At 67.4% G+C, this 14240-nt stretch carries 16 protein-coding genes; 11 read left to right on the top strand and 5 right to left on the bottom strand.

Annotation, left to right across the window (positions count from 1 at the left end; all coding sequences use genetic code 11):
- Positions 1 to 23 precede the first annotated feature (23 nt).
- The 5 genes from LQD00_RS04070 (at position 24) to LQD00_RS04090 (ending at position 4638) form a co-directional block, all read left to right on the top strand.
- Complete coding sequence (locus LQD00_RS04070) at positions 24 to 500, top strand: PaaI family thioesterase (RefSeq protein WP_006896186.1); 477 nt, start codon at positions 24 to 26, stop codon at positions 498 to 500.
- 223 nt (positions 501 to 723) lie between these two features.
- The gene (locus LQD00_RS04075; protein ID WP_232715784.1) at positions 724 to 2211 is read left to right on the top strand and encodes an NAD-dependent succinate-semialdehyde dehydrogenase; all 1488 of its coding nucleotides are present in this window, start codon (positions 724 to 726) and stop codon (positions 2209 to 2211) included.
- Positions 2208 to 2663, top strand: a complete 456-nt coding sequence (locus tag LQD00_RS04080; protein WP_232715785.1) for a hypothetical protein — start codon at positions 2208 to 2210, stop codon at positions 2661 to 2663. Before LQD00_RS04075 ends, LQD00_RS04080 begins: the two co-directional genes overlap by 4 nt.
- Entirely contained in the window at positions 2660 to 3319 is a 660-nt protein-coding gene (locus LQD00_RS04085; protein WP_232715786.1) for a phosphotransferase, read from the top strand. Before LQD00_RS04080 ends, LQD00_RS04085 begins: the two co-directional genes overlap by 4 nt.
- Positions 3316 to 4638, top strand: a complete 1323-nt coding sequence (locus LQD00_RS04090; RefSeq protein ID WP_232715787.1) for an aspartate aminotransferase family protein — start codon at positions 3316 to 3318, stop codon at positions 4636 to 4638. Before LQD00_RS04085 ends, LQD00_RS04090 begins: the two co-directional genes overlap by 4 nt.
- 73 nt (positions 4639 to 4711) lie before the next feature.
- Here LQD00_RS04090 and LQD00_RS04095 read toward each other — a convergent pair whose 3' ends face one another.
- From LQD00_RS04095 to LQD00_RS04110, 5 genes are all read right to left on the bottom strand, one after another.
- Complete coding sequence (locus LQD00_RS04095) at positions 4712 to 5407, bottom strand: GntR family transcriptional regulator (RefSeq protein ID WP_232715788.1); 696 nt, start codon at positions 5405 to 5407, stop codon at positions 4712 to 4714.
- 220 nt (positions 5408 to 5627) lie between these two features.
- A complete protein-coding gene (locus LQD00_RS22715) occupies positions 5628 to 6077 on the bottom strand; it encodes an ABC transporter permease subunit (protein ID WP_308195919.1) in 450 nt (149 codons plus the stop codon).
- Complete coding sequence (locus LQD00_RS22720; protein ID WP_269784624.1) at positions 6008 to 6649, bottom strand: ABC transporter permease subunit; 642 nt, start codon at positions 6647 to 6649, stop codon at positions 6008 to 6010. The genes LQD00_RS22715 and LQD00_RS22720 overlap by 70 nt, the downstream gene beginning before the upstream one ends.
- Positions 6649 to 7731 carry an ABC transporter permease gene (locus LQD00_RS04105; RefSeq protein ID WP_232715789.1) on the bottom strand — a complete coding sequence of 361 codons (1083 nt, stop codon included), beginning with the start codon at positions 7729 to 7731 and terminating at the stop codon, positions 6649 to 6651. Before LQD00_RS04105 ends, LQD00_RS22720 begins: the two co-directional genes overlap by 1 nt.
- Positions 7728 to 8939 carry an ATP-binding cassette domain-containing protein gene (locus tag LQD00_RS04110; RefSeq protein WP_232715790.1) on the bottom strand — a complete coding sequence of 404 codons (1212 nt, stop codon included), beginning with the start codon at positions 8937 to 8939 and terminating at the stop codon, positions 7728 to 7730. The genes LQD00_RS04105 and LQD00_RS04110 overlap by 4 nt, the downstream gene beginning before the upstream one ends.
- Here LQD00_RS04110 and LQD00_RS04115 point away from each other — a divergent pair.
- The 6 genes from LQD00_RS04115 (at position 8938) to LQD00_RS04140 (ending at position 14137) form a co-directional block, all read left to right on the top strand.
- A complete protein-coding gene (locus LQD00_RS04115; protein ID WP_232715791.1) occupies positions 8938 to 9660 on the top strand; it encodes a substrate-binding domain-containing protein in 723 nt (240 codons plus the stop codon). The genes LQD00_RS04110 and LQD00_RS04115 overlap by 2 nt on opposite strands.
- A 174-nt stretch (positions 9661 to 9834) precedes the next feature.
- Positions 9835 to 10605 carry a 5-oxoprolinase subunit PxpA gene (locus LQD00_RS04120; RefSeq protein ID WP_232715792.1) on the top strand — a complete coding sequence of 257 codons (771 nt, stop codon included), beginning with the start codon at positions 9835 to 9837 and terminating at the stop codon, positions 10603 to 10605.
- Positions 10602 to 11528 (top strand): 5-oxoprolinase subunit B family protein, encoded by a 927-nt coding sequence (locus tag LQD00_RS04125; RefSeq protein ID WP_232715793.1) that lies wholly within the window; start codon positions 10602 to 10604, stop codon positions 11526 to 11528. The genes LQD00_RS04120 and LQD00_RS04125 overlap by 4 nt, the downstream gene beginning before the upstream one ends.
- The gene (locus LQD00_RS04130; protein WP_232715794.1) at positions 11525 to 12493 is read left to right on the top strand and encodes a 5-oxoprolinase subunit C family protein; all 969 of its coding nucleotides are present in this window, start codon (positions 11525 to 11527) and stop codon (positions 12491 to 12493) included. The genes LQD00_RS04125 and LQD00_RS04130 overlap by 4 nt, the downstream gene beginning before the upstream one ends.
- 28 nt (positions 12494 to 12521) lie before the next feature.
- On the top strand, positions 12522 to 12761 hold the full coding sequence (locus LQD00_RS04135) for an acetyl-CoA carboxylase (RefSeq protein WP_232715795.1): 240 nt from the start codon (positions 12522 to 12524) through the stop codon (positions 12759 to 12761).
- On the top strand, positions 12761 to 14137 hold the full coding sequence (locus LQD00_RS04140; RefSeq protein ID WP_232715796.1) for an acetyl-CoA carboxylase biotin carboxylase subunit: 1377 nt from the start codon (positions 12761 to 12763) through the stop codon (positions 14135 to 14137). The genes LQD00_RS04135 and LQD00_RS04140 overlap by 1 nt, the downstream gene beginning before the upstream one ends.
- Positions 14138 to 14240 lie beyond the last annotated feature (103 nt).

Below are 14240 nucleotides of genomic sequence, written 5' to 3' on the forward strand. Positions count from 1 at the left end.
TTGAAGGCTCAGAAAGGTCACTTATGAGGGGCGACAAACCACTACCAGCACACGCACCATGGTGCATGGGATGCGGCGAAGACAACCCCAATGGCCTGCACCTCGAGGTACACCTGCACGGCGACCACGTCTACGCCGACCTGCAATTCGACGAGCGCCACTCAGGAGCCCCGGGACTCGCCCACGGCGGAGCCATCTCAGCGGCATGCGATGACATCATGGGTTTCACCCTGTGGATCGCCGAGACACCCGCAGTCACCCGAACCCTCACCGTGGAGTATCGACGCCCGGTCCCACTGCACACCCCCGTGCACATCACCGCCTCCCTCGTCGACGAAACCGACCGCGCGCTCTTCATCGAAGCCAACGGTACTGTCGGCGACACAACCTATTTCGCCGCAGAAGCGGTCTTCGTAAAGGTCGACTTGAGTCATTTTCTTCGTCACGGAGACTGGGGCGCCACAGCAGACCTCATCACCAGATTCTTTCAGGCCGACTAGCGACCGCCAGGCACGCCACCAAGCAGAAGAGTCGCCCCGCATCCACCAGCTGGCCCATCCTTGCGCACCCGCATTGAGATCCACTTCCGGAGAGATGCTGGCTGGAACACGCACCTTGAGGCGAAATCACACTCTGTCGGCCTCAACACCACTTGGGCGACCTTTGTCGTCCGGCGCGCGCATTCCCTGACTCTGGAGTACTGTTCGATTAACAGTTGCACTGTTGAACAGTAGGAGAGAGGCGCAGATGGCGGGTTGGGCGAGCAGTGAGCTGCTCAGGAATCTCGAGACGGGCATCCATGTGGGGAGCTGGCGCGACCCGGAAGAGGCCCGCACGCTGGCGGTGAGATCGCCGGTGACGGGCGAGGAGATCGTGGCCGTCGCCGACGCGGGTGAAGCGGATGCTCTGGCTGCGCTCGACGTGGCGACCGCCGCGCTGGACGACTGGTCGGCGACGAGTCCGGCCCGACGCGCGGACATCTTGATGGCCGCCCACGCGCGAATTCTCGAGGTCGCCGACGAACTCGCGGTCATCATCTGTGCCGAAACGGGGAAGGTCCTGGCGGAGGCCAAGGGTGAAGTCGCCTACGGCGCACAGTATCTCCGGTGGTATGCGGAGGAGGCTGTACGCCTGGGCGGCCGGATCACGACGGCGCCGGACGGAAACTCCGACATCGTCGTCGAGTCCCGGCCGGTCGGCCCCTGCCTGCTGATCACGCCGTGGAACTTCCCGTTCGCCATGGTCGCCCGGAAGGTCGCGCCCGCGCTGGCGGCCGGGAACACCGTGATCATCAAGCCTTCCGAGCTCACCCCGCTGGCGGCTTATGCCCTGGTGCAGGTGCTCCTGGAGGTCGGCGTCCCGGCGGGCGTCGTCTCGCTGCTCACCACCAGAAGGCCGGCCGAGATCAGCGGTCCGCTGCTCGCCGACGCGCGTCTCCGGAAGGTCTCCTTCACGGGTTCGACAGGTGTCGGCCGTCATCTGCACGAACTGGCCTCGGCACATTTCGCCAAGACCTCACTGGAACTCGGTGGAGACGCACCGTTTGTGGTCTTCGACGACGCCGACGTCGACCGGGCGGTCGAGGGGATCATGCTCGCCAAGTTCCGCAACTCCGGACAGGCGTGTGTCGCGGCCAACCGGATCTACCTGCAGCGGGGCATCGCCGACGCCGTCCTCACGAAGCTCACCGAGAAGGTCGGTGCGCTGACGGTGGCCGACGGCTTCGACGAGGGTGCCGATGTGGGCGCGGTCATCGACGCGCGCGCGCAGGCCAAGTGCGCCCAGATCGTCGAGACCGCCGTTACCGCGGGCGGAACGGTGTTGGCCCGCAGCGCGGTTCCCGACACCGGCTGCTTCGTACCCGCGACGCTGGTTGCCGGTGTGCCTCTCGATTCACCACTGCGTGACCAGGAGATCTTCGGTCCGGTGGCGATCGTCAGCGTCTTCGACGACGAGAAGGAGGCGGTGGCCGCGGCCAACGACACCTCCTATGGGCTGGCCTCCTACGTCTTCACCGCCGACCTGGATCGGGCGAACCGCGTGGCGCGGTCGATCGACGCGGGCATGGTCGGCATCAACACCGGCCTGATCTCCAACGTCGCAGCGCCTTTCGGCGGGGTCAAGGCCTCCGGTCTCGGCCGTGAAGGAGCCGCCGAGGGCATCGAGGAGTACCTGATCCTGCGTTACGTGAACGTGGTTCGCAGCCGATGATCGACGACACCCTGAGCTTCTTCGACCAGGTCCTCGTCGAGACCGCGATCGCCGCACCGCAGGTGCCGGTCGACCGCGCGCTCGTCGAGCGATTGCTGTCCGAGAACTATGGACTGCGCGGCGAACTGGAACCGGTCGCCACCGAGAAGGACGACACCTTCCGGTTGCGCGCCGACCGCGATTACCTCGTGAAGTGTTCGCCCGCCACCGAGGACCCACAGCTCGTGGAGCTGCAGACCGCGGCCATGGTCCACCTCGAGACCACGTGTCCCGATCTCCCTGCGCAACGGGTGATCACCACCCTCGACGGTGCCCGCGAGGTGGTCATCGAAGGGACCCGGCCGTATCCGCGGATTCTGCGAGTACTCAGCTATGTGCCCGGAAATCTGCTCAAGGATGGTGCCCACACCGCCGAGCACTGGTCGCTCGCAGGCTCCATCTGGGTCGGTTGACCGTCGCCATGGCGGGATTCGCCCATCCGCGTGACGACCGCAAGCTGTTGTGGGACATGGGCAACTTCCACAAGGTGCCCGAGTTGTTGACCTTCGTCGACGACGATTCGTCCCGCGCGCTGGCGGATGGTGTCTACGGGGACTACCTCGATGTCGTCGTGCCTCGATTGGCGGGCCTCGAACGGCAGGTCATCCACGGTGACTTCAGTCCGTACAACGTGGTCGTCGACCCGGGGAACCCCGGATTCGTCACGGGTGTCATCGATTTCGGTGACGTCGTGCGCACCAGCGTCGTCTTCGACGTCGCAGTGGGCATGGCCAATCTGATCGGTGTCGACGAGGCCGACCCGTGGGGGAACGCGCTGACGTTCCTCGAGGGTTACCTCCGCACGCGGCCGCTGAGCGAGGCCGATGTCGAGATCCTGCGCGAGATCGCACTCGGCCGGCTTCTCCTGCGAGCGCTGGTCGTGTGCTGGCGCGCTCAGGGCGATCCCGAGCGTCACGCCTACCTCGTCACCCACGCCGCCCGCGACTGGACGTCGCTGCGGCGCGCATACGAGGACGACGCCGAAGGCGTGCGCAGCCGCCTCCGCGTCGCCGCCACGAAACCGCAACCGTCCCAGACCGAAGCACCTGAAGGAGCACACCAGCGATGAGCAGGCCTGTCATGGTCAACGCCTACGACCCCGCCGACGCCGAGCGCGTCGAGCCCCGGACACGGCAACTGATCGAACGCCGAGAAGGCGTCCTCGGGCCGGGATACCGGCTGTTCTACCGCGAGCCGCTCGCGGTGGTGCGCGGCGAGGGTTCTCACCTCTTCGACGCCGACGGCAACGACTACCTCGACGTCTACAACAATGTGCCGAGCGTGGGTCACAGCCACCCGCATGTCGTGGCTGCCGTCCACGAGCAGATGCAGCGACTGAACACCAACACGCGATACGTTCAGGAATCCCTCGTCGCCTACGCCGAACGGCTCGTCGCGACCTTTCCGGACGAGCTCGACCGTGTCACGTTCGCCTGCACCGGGTCGGAGGCGAACGACCTCGCGCTGCGGGTTGCCCGGTACTACACCGGGAATCACGGCGTGATCGTCACCGAGGGGGCCTACCACGGGCTGACCTCGGAGGTGGCGGCGTTCTCGCCGTCGCTGGGCACCGGCTCCCCGCTGGGATCCCACGTCCGGACCATCAAGGCGCCCGATGTGCGGAAGGCCGATGGCTCGCTCGACGACTACATGCGGGACGAGATCCGTTCCGCCATCGCCGATCTACAACGCCACGGCTACGGCCTCGCGGCATTCTTCGCCGACGGCATCTTCTCCAGTGATGGCGTCTTCTCCGACCCGGCCGGTTTCCTCAAGCCGATCCTGGACGAGGTCCACCGCGCGGGTGGACTGTACGTCGCCGACGAGGTGCAGCCCGGTTTCGGCCGCCTCGGCGAATCGTGGTGGGGATTCCAGCGTCACGGCATCGTGCCCGACATCGTTACCATCGGCAAGCCGATGGGCAACGGAATCCCGGTGTCGGCTGCCATCTTCCGGGCCGAGGTGACCGAGGAGTTCGGCCGCAACGTGCGCTACTTCAACACATTCGGCGGGAGTTCGGTGCCGATCGCGGCCGCGAACGCGGTGCTCGACGTGATCGAGTCCGAGGGCCTGCAGGACCGCGCACGAACGGTCGGTGCGGCGCTGCGCGCCGGGATCGAAGACATCCTGAAGCCCTTCGATTCCGTCACCGACGTGCGTGGCATCGGCTACTTCCTCGGCGTGGAGATCTCCGACGCCGACGGTGGTCCGGACCCCGCGAAGGCAGCCGATCTCGTCAACGAACTGCGGCAACGACGCGTGCTGATCTCGGCGAGCGGGCCTGACGGCAACGTGCTGAAGATCCGTCCGCCACTGGCCTTCTCGTCCGCCGATGCCGATCGGTTCCTGACCGAACTGGCCGCGGCGAGCGGTGCTCTGAACAGCTGAGAGGCTCGGCTCGGCCGGCGGCGATCCCGCCGGCCGAGTAGGTCCGAGTAGTCACTGGGCGACCCGGGCCGCCTCACTTACCCGCGGAACTCTCCCGGGCCCGGCGTTTGCGGATGGCTTCACGGACCTCGTCGCGAGTGAGGAGCACGGTGTCGCCGACGACCTCGGCGGCGCGTTCCGGATTCCGGGATTCGAGGGCCTTCACGATCGCCTCGTGTTCGGCGCGCAGTTTGTCGTGGTCCTCGTACTCGCGCTCCTCGATCGAGAGCAGGAACGCGAAGAAGCGGATCTGGCGGAGCAGCTGTTCGAAGACGGAGGCGAGAAAAGCGTTGTCCAGCAGTGCAACCACCGACTGGTGGACCTTGAGGTCCTTCTCGACGATGAGGTCGGGATCGTGCTTGGAGAGAACGGCGGCGAACTCGTCGAACGCCTTCCGCACCCCGGCGAGGTCCACGTCGTCGGCGACCTGACGGGCGCCGAGGGTCTCGAGGTGGAACCGCGCGGCGAAGAGGTCCAGGATCTCCTCGTCGGTCGGATCCCAGACCTGCATCCCGCGGCGGGGATGGGGCCGGAGGAGTCCGGTGGCCTCGAGCAGGCGCACCGCTTCGCGCATCGTGTTGCGGGAGATCCCGAGGTCGCGGGACAGGGTGCTCTCGTTGATGCGGTCGCCGGGAAGCAGTGCGCCCTTGAGGATCATGTCCTGGAGTCCGTCGGCGACCTGCTGGGGCGTCGTGGTGCGTTGTAGCGTCACGAAGTCTGAGAGATCCATGCCGCTAAGATAACCGAATTGTTCAACAGTGGGGCGGTAGAACGCGAGCCCCGGGGAGGCGAGTCGGGCTCGACCACGGGGGTGGCGGCAAAACTCGTAACACGGCTGAAACATGAAAAGTACGCGGGAGAAAACATTCACTGCTTCACTGTTCAACAGAAAGACAGTTCAGCAATGGGGTTGTCCGGCATGACGGAGTGTGAGGATCGAATGGGATACATCAGGATCGAGGGGGTCGAGAAGTCCTTCGGCGCGACGCGGGCTCTGGCCGGTGCCGATCTCGCCCTCGCGCAGGGGGAGGTGCACGGGCTCCTCGGTGAGAACGGTGGCCGTAGAGCACCTGCTTCCATCCCTCGGCGAGTCCCGCGGCGCTGATGTCGGTGCCCAGCAACGTGATCAGGATCGCGCCGCCGACGGTGCCGATGAACGCCCCCGCGCCGCCGCGGATCGACGATCCGCCGACGACGACCGCCGTGATGCTCGGCAGCAGCCAGCTGTTGCCGATACTCAGGTCGGCGCCCGAGGAGTAACCGAGCAGCGCGATACCGGCGAGACCGTACGCGATGGCCGCCACCGCGTAGGTCATCACGTAGGTGCTGATCACCGGGATGCCCGACAGCTTTGCGGCGGTGGGACTTCCGCCGACCGCGAAGGCCCGGCGGCCGAGCACCGAACGGTGCTGGATCGCCCAGCCGAGCAGGCAGACGACCAGGACATCCAGATGGGCGTGCTGATGCCGAGGATCGACGAGTTGCCGAACCACGACGACAGCTGGGACGGGGACTGCTGCGCGGGAGCACCGCGACTCACTCCGAGCAACAGCGCTGCGACGATCGAGCCCGTCGCGAGGGTCACGATGAAGGCGGGGAATCCCGCCTTGCCGACCAGCAGGCCGTTGACCACGCCGACCACGGCACAGCCCAGCAGGGTGAGCAGGATCGCCAACGGGAGCGGCATCCCGTCGGAGGCAAGCCTTCCGGTGAGATAGGCCCCCAGGGTGACGATGGTGGCGAGCGAGAGGTCGATGCCACCGGTGAGGATCACCAGACCCTGGCCGAAGGCGACCAGGACGAGGAACAGGCTCAGGACGAGCGTGCCGTCGACCAGCGACCAGGACGGGAAGTTCTCACTGGCCAGGCGGGACAACGGGATCGCCGCGAGCAGCAGCACCCACACGATGGCGGTCTGGCTGCGCAGACGCTCCTTGACGGGCGAACCCGCGTTCGCGATCGTTGCGACCATCAGCTCCGCACCTCCTTTCGGGTGCCGGTGCCGGTGAGGGCGGGCTCGGCCGCGTCCTCGGTCACCGGATCTGATTCGACGGTCGTCCCGGTCTGGGATGCCTCTGGTCCGACCGATAGCGGTCGCCGGCGCGTGGTCAGGAAGCGGGCCGTCAGCGGGATCGCGAGAGCCAGGATGATGACGATTCCCTGGCACGCGCCGACCCAGAAGTCCTCGACACCGAGGCCGAAGAGCACCTTCGGGATGGCCATGAGGGTCGCGGCTCCGAACATCGCGGCGATGACGCTGCCGCGGCCGCCCTTGAAACTGACCAGGCCCAGCGCCATGGCGGCGAACGCGGTCAGCTGGAACGGCGTTCCCGCCGCGGGGTTTCCGGTCGCAGTCGTACCCGCGAGCATCGCACCGGCGAGGCCGTACAGGAGACCGGCCAGGACCCAGGCGCTGAACTCGGCCGCGCGCACCGGCACACCCGACAGTCGCGTGGCCTCACGATCGCCGCCGAGGGCGACGACGGCGATTCCGGTTCGAGTGTTGCGGAAGACCAGCCACCCGATCGCGACCACGAGGAGGATGATGAGCGACATCGGGATGGCGCCGCCCACGCTCTTCTGGACGAACATCGTGAATTCGGTGGGGATGGTGCCGCCCGGCGCGGGCAGGACGACCAGCGCGAGACCGGTGAGCACGATGTGGACACCGAGGCTGACCGCGAGTGACTGCAAACCGAAGAACACGACGAGCAGCCCGTTGATCGCGCCGGACACCATGCCGATGCCCAGGACGAATGCGACGATCAGCCACGGCGACGAGGCCCCCGACATCTGCGTTGCACAGACGACGTTGGTCAACGAGATCACGCCCGCCACCGACAGATCGAAACCGCCGGTGAGCAACACGACGGTGGTGCCGGCGGCGGCGAGCGCCAACGGCGCCACCAGCGCCATGAAGTTCCCGAACGAATAACTGGTGCCCTCCTGCGGCGACACCATGAGCAGGACGCCGTAGACCACGGCGAAGATCCCCACGGCGGGCAGGGTCACCGACCAGCGGCCCCACAATTGCTTCAGCACATCGGTGTTCATGCCGATTCCTTCTCTGCTCCCGACGCCGAGTCCTTCGACACCGGGTCCTTCCAGGCCAGCGCTGCACTCATGACCGCGGTCTCGCTGATCTCCTCACCCACCAGCTCGCTGACGATGCGTCCACCGGCGACGACGTAGACGCGGTCACACAGGCCGACGAGCTCGGGGATCTCGGTCGAGTACACGAGCACGCCGCGTCCGCGATTGGCGAATTCTCTTGTCATCTCGTAGATCTCGAACTTGGTCGCCGCGTCGACACCGCGCGTGGGATCGAACAGCAGCAGGCAGGCGGGATCACGCGCGACCGCCCGGCCGAAGATGACCTTCTGCTGGTTGCCACCCGAGAGCGTCGAGATCTGCTTGGCGAGCATCGGTTCGGGGAGGTTCACCCGCTGCGCGGCCTCGAGTGCGACCGACTGCTCGCGCGACCGGTTGATGACCGGGCCTGCCGAGAACGCGCCCATGCTCGCAACTGTCAGGTTGAACTCGGAGGTCATCTCGGCGAACAGCGCCTCGGTCTTGCGCTCCTCGGGGACGAGTGAGGTGGAGACCGCGGCGTCGCCACGGTCGACGTCGATCGACCCGCCGAGAGTGCGGACCTGTCCGTGCAGCGCATAGACCAGGTCCTTCTGCCCCTGCCCCTCGAGTCCGGCGAGCCCGACGATCTCGCCGCGGCGCACCGTCAGATCCGCTTGGCGCAGACGGTCGCCTGCGGCACGCTGTGTCACCGTCACGACGTTCTCGGCCGACTCCGCCCCGGCGTGTCGGGGCGGGAAGCTCTGCTCGAAGGATCGGCCGATCATCATCTCCACGAGTTCGGTCTCGTTGACCGACCCGCGTTCGAAGGTGCCGACGGTGCGTCCGCTGCGCAGGACGGTCCCCCGGTCGCAGATCTCCTCGATCTCCGGGAGCTTGTGGCTGATGTAGATGACGGCGGTCCCGTCGGCGGCCAGGCGTCGCACCGCGTCGAAGAGCCAATCCGTGTCGGGCAGAGCGCCCGTCGGCTCGTCGAGCACCAGAAGTTTGGGGTCTCGGGCCATCGCGGCGACGATCTCGACGCGCTGCCGGGTGGCGAGGTCGGCGTCGGCGATCAGCAGTGCCGGATCGACGGATTCGAGGCGGAATCGGGCGAGGATCTCGCCGGCCCGTTCACGTATCTTCGCCGAGGCGCTCGTCGACCTGCTCGACGGCAAGGGCAAGATCTTCATGAACCGCGGCGTCGCCGGCACCGCCACCGATACCGTGCACTACGAGACCGCCAAGGCCGTGTTCGACCGGTACCCGGGCATCCAGGTCATCTCCGAATACCACGGCGACTGGAACTCCTCGGTCAGCCAGCAGCAGACGGCCAAGGCGCTCGCCGCGCATCCCGACGTCGACGGTGTGTGGTCGCAGGACGGCGAGGCAGGCGTGGTGAAGGCACTGCAGGCCGCAGGCAAGCGTGTCCCGGTCACCGGTGAGTCGAGCAACTACTTCGTGAAGGAACTCGGCGCGGGCTGGCCCGGCGTCGCCTCCGGTTCGGCACCCGCACAGGGCGCCGTGGCCATGAAGGTCGGCCTCCACATCCTCGAGAACGGCGCCGAGGGCGTGCCGAACAACATCGAGATGCCGATGCCGTGGACCACCACCGAGACCGCGAAGGAATGCCCGGGCACCACCTTCGAGGACGGCTGCAACTACTTCAAGGGCGTCGACGACAGCTTCGTCACCATCATCTTCAACCAGGACCTGTTGCCGGAGGCCACGATCGACGCCGCTCGGACCGGTGACCCGTTCCCGACCGTGCAGCCGCTGCCGGACATGAACGAGTTCGCCCAGCCGGAGAGCCGTCGCATCTACACCCGCGGCGCCTGCGACGAGGGCTGGACCCCCGGACCGGTCGAGGTCGGCCAGACCCCCAAGGGTCTGAACGGCTGCGTCCAGAAGTAGGACCTGCACGCCGGGTGGCGGGGGTTCCGACCCCCCTGGGGCCTCCGTCCCCGGCGTGCTCGACGGCCCACGCGGCCGGGGTGTGGGCCGTCGATGGCCCCCTGTCGACGGCCCACACCCGAACAAACGAGAAACTCCACAACCCCCTGTACGACACCCAGATAGGAACCCGTGATGACACTGTCGATCGATCTCAATGCCGACGCCGGGGAGAGCTTCGGTCGGTGGAAGCTCGGGAACGACGAGGAGCTGTTCGCTGTCGTCTCGACGGTCAACATCGCCTGCGGCTATCACGCCGGCGACCCGGTCAACATGCGCAAGGCCGTGGTGGGCGCGCGCGACGCCGACTGCGCGATCGGCGCACATCCCGGTTACCCGGACCTGCTGGGTTTCGGTCGTCGGGCGATCCCGGCGAAGCTGACCGACACCGTCGACTACGTGCTGTACCAGGTGGGTGCGCTCGCGGCGATCGCCGCGGACGAGGGGGTGACGCTGTCCCACGTGAAGCCACACGGTTCGCTGATGGGCACGACCGTGCGTGACGCGGAGCTCGCCGTCGCCATGGCTCGCGCGATCCAGAGTGTGCAGACCGGGATTCCGCTGGTCATGGCGCCGGGTCCCGCCATGGACGCAGTGGTGCGGGCCGGCCTTCCGGTGACCCCGGAGAACGCCGCCGACCTGGACTTCGACGACAACGGTTTCAACGTCATCGAACCCGTTCCGGCGGAGAAGGATCCGGAAGCGGTCGCGGCACGCGCGCTCCAGATGGCGCACGGGTCCGTCGACACCGTCAGCGGCGCGACGATCGCCATGCCGGTGACGTCGATCTGCATCCACGGTGATCGCCCGAACGCCGTCGCAGTCGCCGCTGCGGTTCGTCGTCGACTCGAGGCCGAAGGCGTCGCGGTGCGCCCGGTCGAGCGTCGGGCTGGGCGGTCGGCATGACCAGCCCGACCCTGACACCCCAGTACTTCGCCCTCCCCGGCGGCGCACGACTCAGCTTCGGCGGCGACGAGTTCGTCTTCGTCGAGCTCTCCGAGGCCATGGATCTCGGCGTGGCGCTGCAGGTTCAGTCGATCGTGGCCGCGATCGTGTCGCTCGATATCGACGGTGTCGTAGACATCGTCCCGGCGCACGTCAGCTACATGATCCGCGTGCGGCCCGAGGACCTCGACCCGCGGGACCTCATCCCGACCCTCATCGCCGCGCATCAGAAGGTGGCGGTCGCCGGTGGTGGCCGGTCCGCGCCGCCGATCGCGACCTCGATCGTCGAGATCCCGGTCTTCTACGACGATCCCTGGACCAACGAGGTGACCGCACGCTTTCGTGACCGGCACCCGTCGCCGGAGGAGACCGATGTCGAATTCACCGCGCGGGTCAACGGTTTCGACTCCGCCGACGAACTGATCGCGGCGCACTCGGCGAATCCGTTCATCGCGACCTTCAACAACTTCATCCCCGGCAACGCCGAGTGCGTGCAGTTGGTACCGCAGGAGATGCAGATCCAGGTTCCCAAATACCTGAGTCCGCGGACCCAGACGCCGGCGCGCGCGGTCGGGCACGGCGGAAACCAGATGAACATCTACCCGGTCGAGTCCCCGGGCGGGTTCCAGCTTCTCGGACGGTCGGCACTGCCGGTCGTCGACCTGTCTATGACGCGTCCCGGATTCACCGAGTCGCCGGTGCTGTTGCCGGCACCGACGCTGGTCAAGTTCACGCCGGTCGACGAGTCGGGATACGACGAGGTCGTCACCGCGTTCGAAGCGGGCACCTACGAGATCAACCGTGCCGCCATCGAATTCGACCTCCAGGCGTTCACCGCCGACCCGCTCGGTTACACCCGTTCCCTGGTAGGAGAACTGCGATGATCACGATCATCAAGCCCGGACTGCAGACCACCGTCCAGGACCTGGGTCGTCCCGGCAAGCTCACGCTGGCGATGCCGCCGGCCGGGGCATTGGACCAGTTCGCGCACCGCGTCGCAAACGCCCTGGTGGGTAACGGTCCGGACGCGGCGACACTCGAGGCCGCGCTGATGGGACCCACTCTCGTCTCCGACACCGGTTGCATCGTGGCGGTCACCGGAGCGGACGTCGACCTGATCATCGACGGCGTGGTGCACCCGTCGTGGACTGCGGTATGGCTTCCGGCCGGTTCCGAACTCAAGCTCGGCGCCCTTCGAAGCGGTGCCCGTGCCTACATCGCGTTCGCCGGGGGCATCGATGTGCCGGTCGTGATGGGCAGCCGATCCACCTACATGCTCTCGGGCATCGGCGGTTTCGAGGGACGTGCCCTGCGCGCGAAGGACGTCCTGCCCATCGGGCGGCGTACGCGCGCCGTCGAGGAGGGGCGAAGGCTCCCGGTCCGTCACCGGCCGACTCCCTCGTCGTCGATCGAAGCGCGTATCGTCCTGGGGCTGGCTGCCTATCGATTCACCCCGGAATCGTTGCAGGCCTTCACCGAACGCGAGTACCAGTTGTCGCCGGAGTCGAACCGGACGGGTTACCGATTCGTCGGCGAGCCCCTCGAGTTCGTCGAACGGGAGGCGCCGTTCGGGGCCGGGGACAACCCGAGCAACGTCGTCTCGCTGGGTTATCCGCTCGGCTCGATCCAGGTGCCGAACGGATCGGAACCCATCTGTCTTCTGCGCGATGCCGTGACCGGTGGTGGATTCGTCACCCTTGGGACGGTGATCTCGGCCGACCTCGACCTCCTCGCGCAGGCCAAGGCTCCCGACCGGGTGAAGTTCACCGCCGTCGACATCGATACGGCCCTCAAGCTCCGCCACGAACGCACCGAACACATCCACAACGCCGTCGCCGCCATCGCGTGACGCTGCCCCCGACCGAAGGAGTACGCACATGACCGAGATGTTGAGCCCCACCCCCGGATTGTTCTGGCACCGGCCCGATCCCGACAGCGAACCGTTCTGCAAGCCCGGCGACACCGTCGAGGTCGGACAGCAGATCGGCGTCGTCGAGGTGATGAAGATGTTCGCGCCCATCGAGGCCGAGGTCGCCGGGGTGTTCACCGGATACGCGGTGGACAACGGGGCGCAGGTCGACGCCGGGCAGGTCATCGCCACCTTCGAGGGTTCCTGATGTCTGCGGTGACCGGCGCACCGTCGCGGCGGGTTCTCATCGCCAACCGCGGTGAGATCGCCGTCCGCATCATCCGCGCCTGCCACGACCTGGGCTGGACCGCCATCGCGGTCCACTCCGACGTGGATGCCGACAGCCTGCACGTCCGCCTGGCCGACGAGGCCGTCGAGATCGGGCCGGCGGCCGCGTCCGACAGCTATCTGCGGGTCGAGGCGATTCTCGAGGCGGCGGCGCAGACGGGTGCCGAGGCAATCCACCCGGGCTACGGATTCCTCTCGGAGAACGCCGAGTTCGCGCAGGCCGTGATCGACGCCGGACTCCGGTGGGTGGGTCCGTCACCGCAGGTCATCTCGATGATGGGTGACAAGGAGACGGCTCGACGCACGGCCCGGGCGGCCGGTGTCCCGGTCGTCCCGGGCAGCGACCTGCTCGCCGATGCCGATGCCGCGCTCCGCGCGGCGGACGAGGTCGGGTATCCGGTCCTCGTCAAGGCGCGAGCCGGGGGTGGCGGCAAGGGAATCCGCGCTGCGGCCGGTCCCGACGAACTCGTCGAACAGTTCGCCGAGGCCCGGCGCGAGGTGATGGGTGCCTTCGGCGACGATGGCCTCTACCTCGAACGTTCACTGCCGCGGGTGCGCCACGTCGAGGTGCAGGTCCTCGGTGACTCGCACGGCAACGTGGTGCATCTCTTCGAGCGTGAGTGCTCGCTACAGCGTCGTCGGCAGAAGGTCGTCGAGGAGGCTCCCGCTCCGACACTCGATCGCGAGGTCGCCGCGGCGATGCACGCGTCGGCCGTCGCGCTGGCCGCCGAGGTCGGTTACACCTCGGCGGGCACCGTCGAGTTCCTGGTGGACCCGGCAGGTGAGTACTACTTCATCGAGATGAACACCCGCATCCAGGTGGAACACGGTGTGACCGAGGAACTCACGGGTGTCGACCTGGTGGCCGAGCAGTTGCGGATCGCCTTCGGCGATCCGATCGGCGTCAAGCAGGACGAGATCGTCGCCCGCGGCGCGGTCATCGAGCTCCGTCTCAACGCCGAGAACCCGAGGTTCCACTTCTTCGGGTCACCGGGAACCGTTGCGGGGTGCACCTTCCCGGCCGGACCGGGTGTGCGCGTCGACACCGGGGTGGTGTCCGGGTCGGTGATCCAGCCGCACTACGACTCGATGGTCGCCAAGATCGTGGTCGCCGGCGCCGACCGGGAGCAGGCGATCGCCCGCGCAGCCCGGGCCGTCGGCGAGACCCACTGGGACGGACCGATCACCACGCTCGGTTTCCTCGACGCGGTGCTGGCGACCGACTGGTACCGAAGCGCGGACTTCCACACCGGCACGATCGACGAGACCCTGCCGGAGCTGCTCGGGTCTTTGTAGGCCGCAGCGCGACCGCCTCGACGGCTCCCAGTGGTGACACTCAGGACTTTTCCCCGTCCTCCGACGGGTGACGGCCCGGCGCCCCGTGGCGGGGCTACCCTCG

It is taken from the genome of Gordonia metallireducens (assembly GCF_021245825.1).
GTDB classification, from domain to species: domain Bacteria; phylum Actinomycetota; class Actinomycetes; order Mycobacteriales; family Mycobacteriaceae; genus Gordonia; species Gordonia namibiensis.

Excerpts from the sequence above, each read along its gene's own strand:
- LQD00_RS04105 (WP_232715789.1), bottom strand. The coding sequence starts at position 7,731 with ATGAACACCGATGTGCTGAAGCAATTGTGGGGCCGCTGGTCGGTGACC.
- LQD00_RS22720 (WP_269784624.1), bottom strand. The coding sequence starts at position 6,649 with ATGGTCGCAACGATCGCGAACGCGGGTTCGCCCGTCAAGGAGCGTCTG.
- LQD00_RS04125 (WP_232715793.1), top strand. The coding sequence starts at position 10,602 with ATGACCAGCCCGACCCTGACACCCCAGTACTTCGCCCTCCCCGGCGGC.
- LQD00_RS04095 (WP_232715788.1), bottom strand. The coding sequence starts at position 5,407 with ATGGATCTCTCAGACTTCGTGACGCTACAACGCACCACGACGCCCCAG.
- LQD00_RS04140 (WP_232715796.1), top strand. The coding sequence starts at position 12,761 with ATGTCTGCGGTGACCGGCGCACCGTCGCGGCGGGTTCTCATCGCCAAC.
- LQD00_RS04080 (WP_232715785.1), top strand. The coding sequence starts at position 2,208 with ATGATCGACGACACCCTGAGCTTCTTCGACCAGGTCCTCGTCGAGACC.
- LQD00_RS04120 (WP_232715792.1), top strand. The coding sequence starts at position 9,835 with ATGACACTGTCGATCGATCTCAATGCCGACGCCGGGGAGAGCTTCGGT.
- LQD00_RS04110 (WP_232715790.1), bottom strand. The coding sequence starts at position 8,939 with ATGAAGATCTTGCCCTTGCCGTCGAGCAGGTCGACGAGCGCCTCGGCG.
- LQD00_RS04090 (WP_232715787.1), top strand. The coding sequence starts at position 3,316 with ATGAGCAGGCCTGTCATGGTCAACGCCTACGACCCCGCCGACGCCGAG.
- LQD00_RS04115 (WP_232715791.1), top strand. The coding sequence starts at position 8,938 with ATGAACCGCGGCGTCGCCGGCACCGCCACCGATACCGTGCACTACGAG.
- LQD00_RS04135 (WP_232715795.1), top strand. The coding sequence starts at position 12,522 with ATGACCGAGATGTTGAGCCCCACCCCCGGATTGTTCTGGCACCGGCCC.
- LQD00_RS04130 (WP_232715794.1), top strand. The coding sequence starts at position 11,525 with ATGATCACGATCATCAAGCCCGGACTGCAGACCACCGTCCAGGACCTG.
- LQD00_RS04070 (WP_006896186.1), top strand. The coding sequence starts at position 24 with ATGAGGGGCGACAAACCACTACCAGCACACGCACCATGGTGCATGGGA.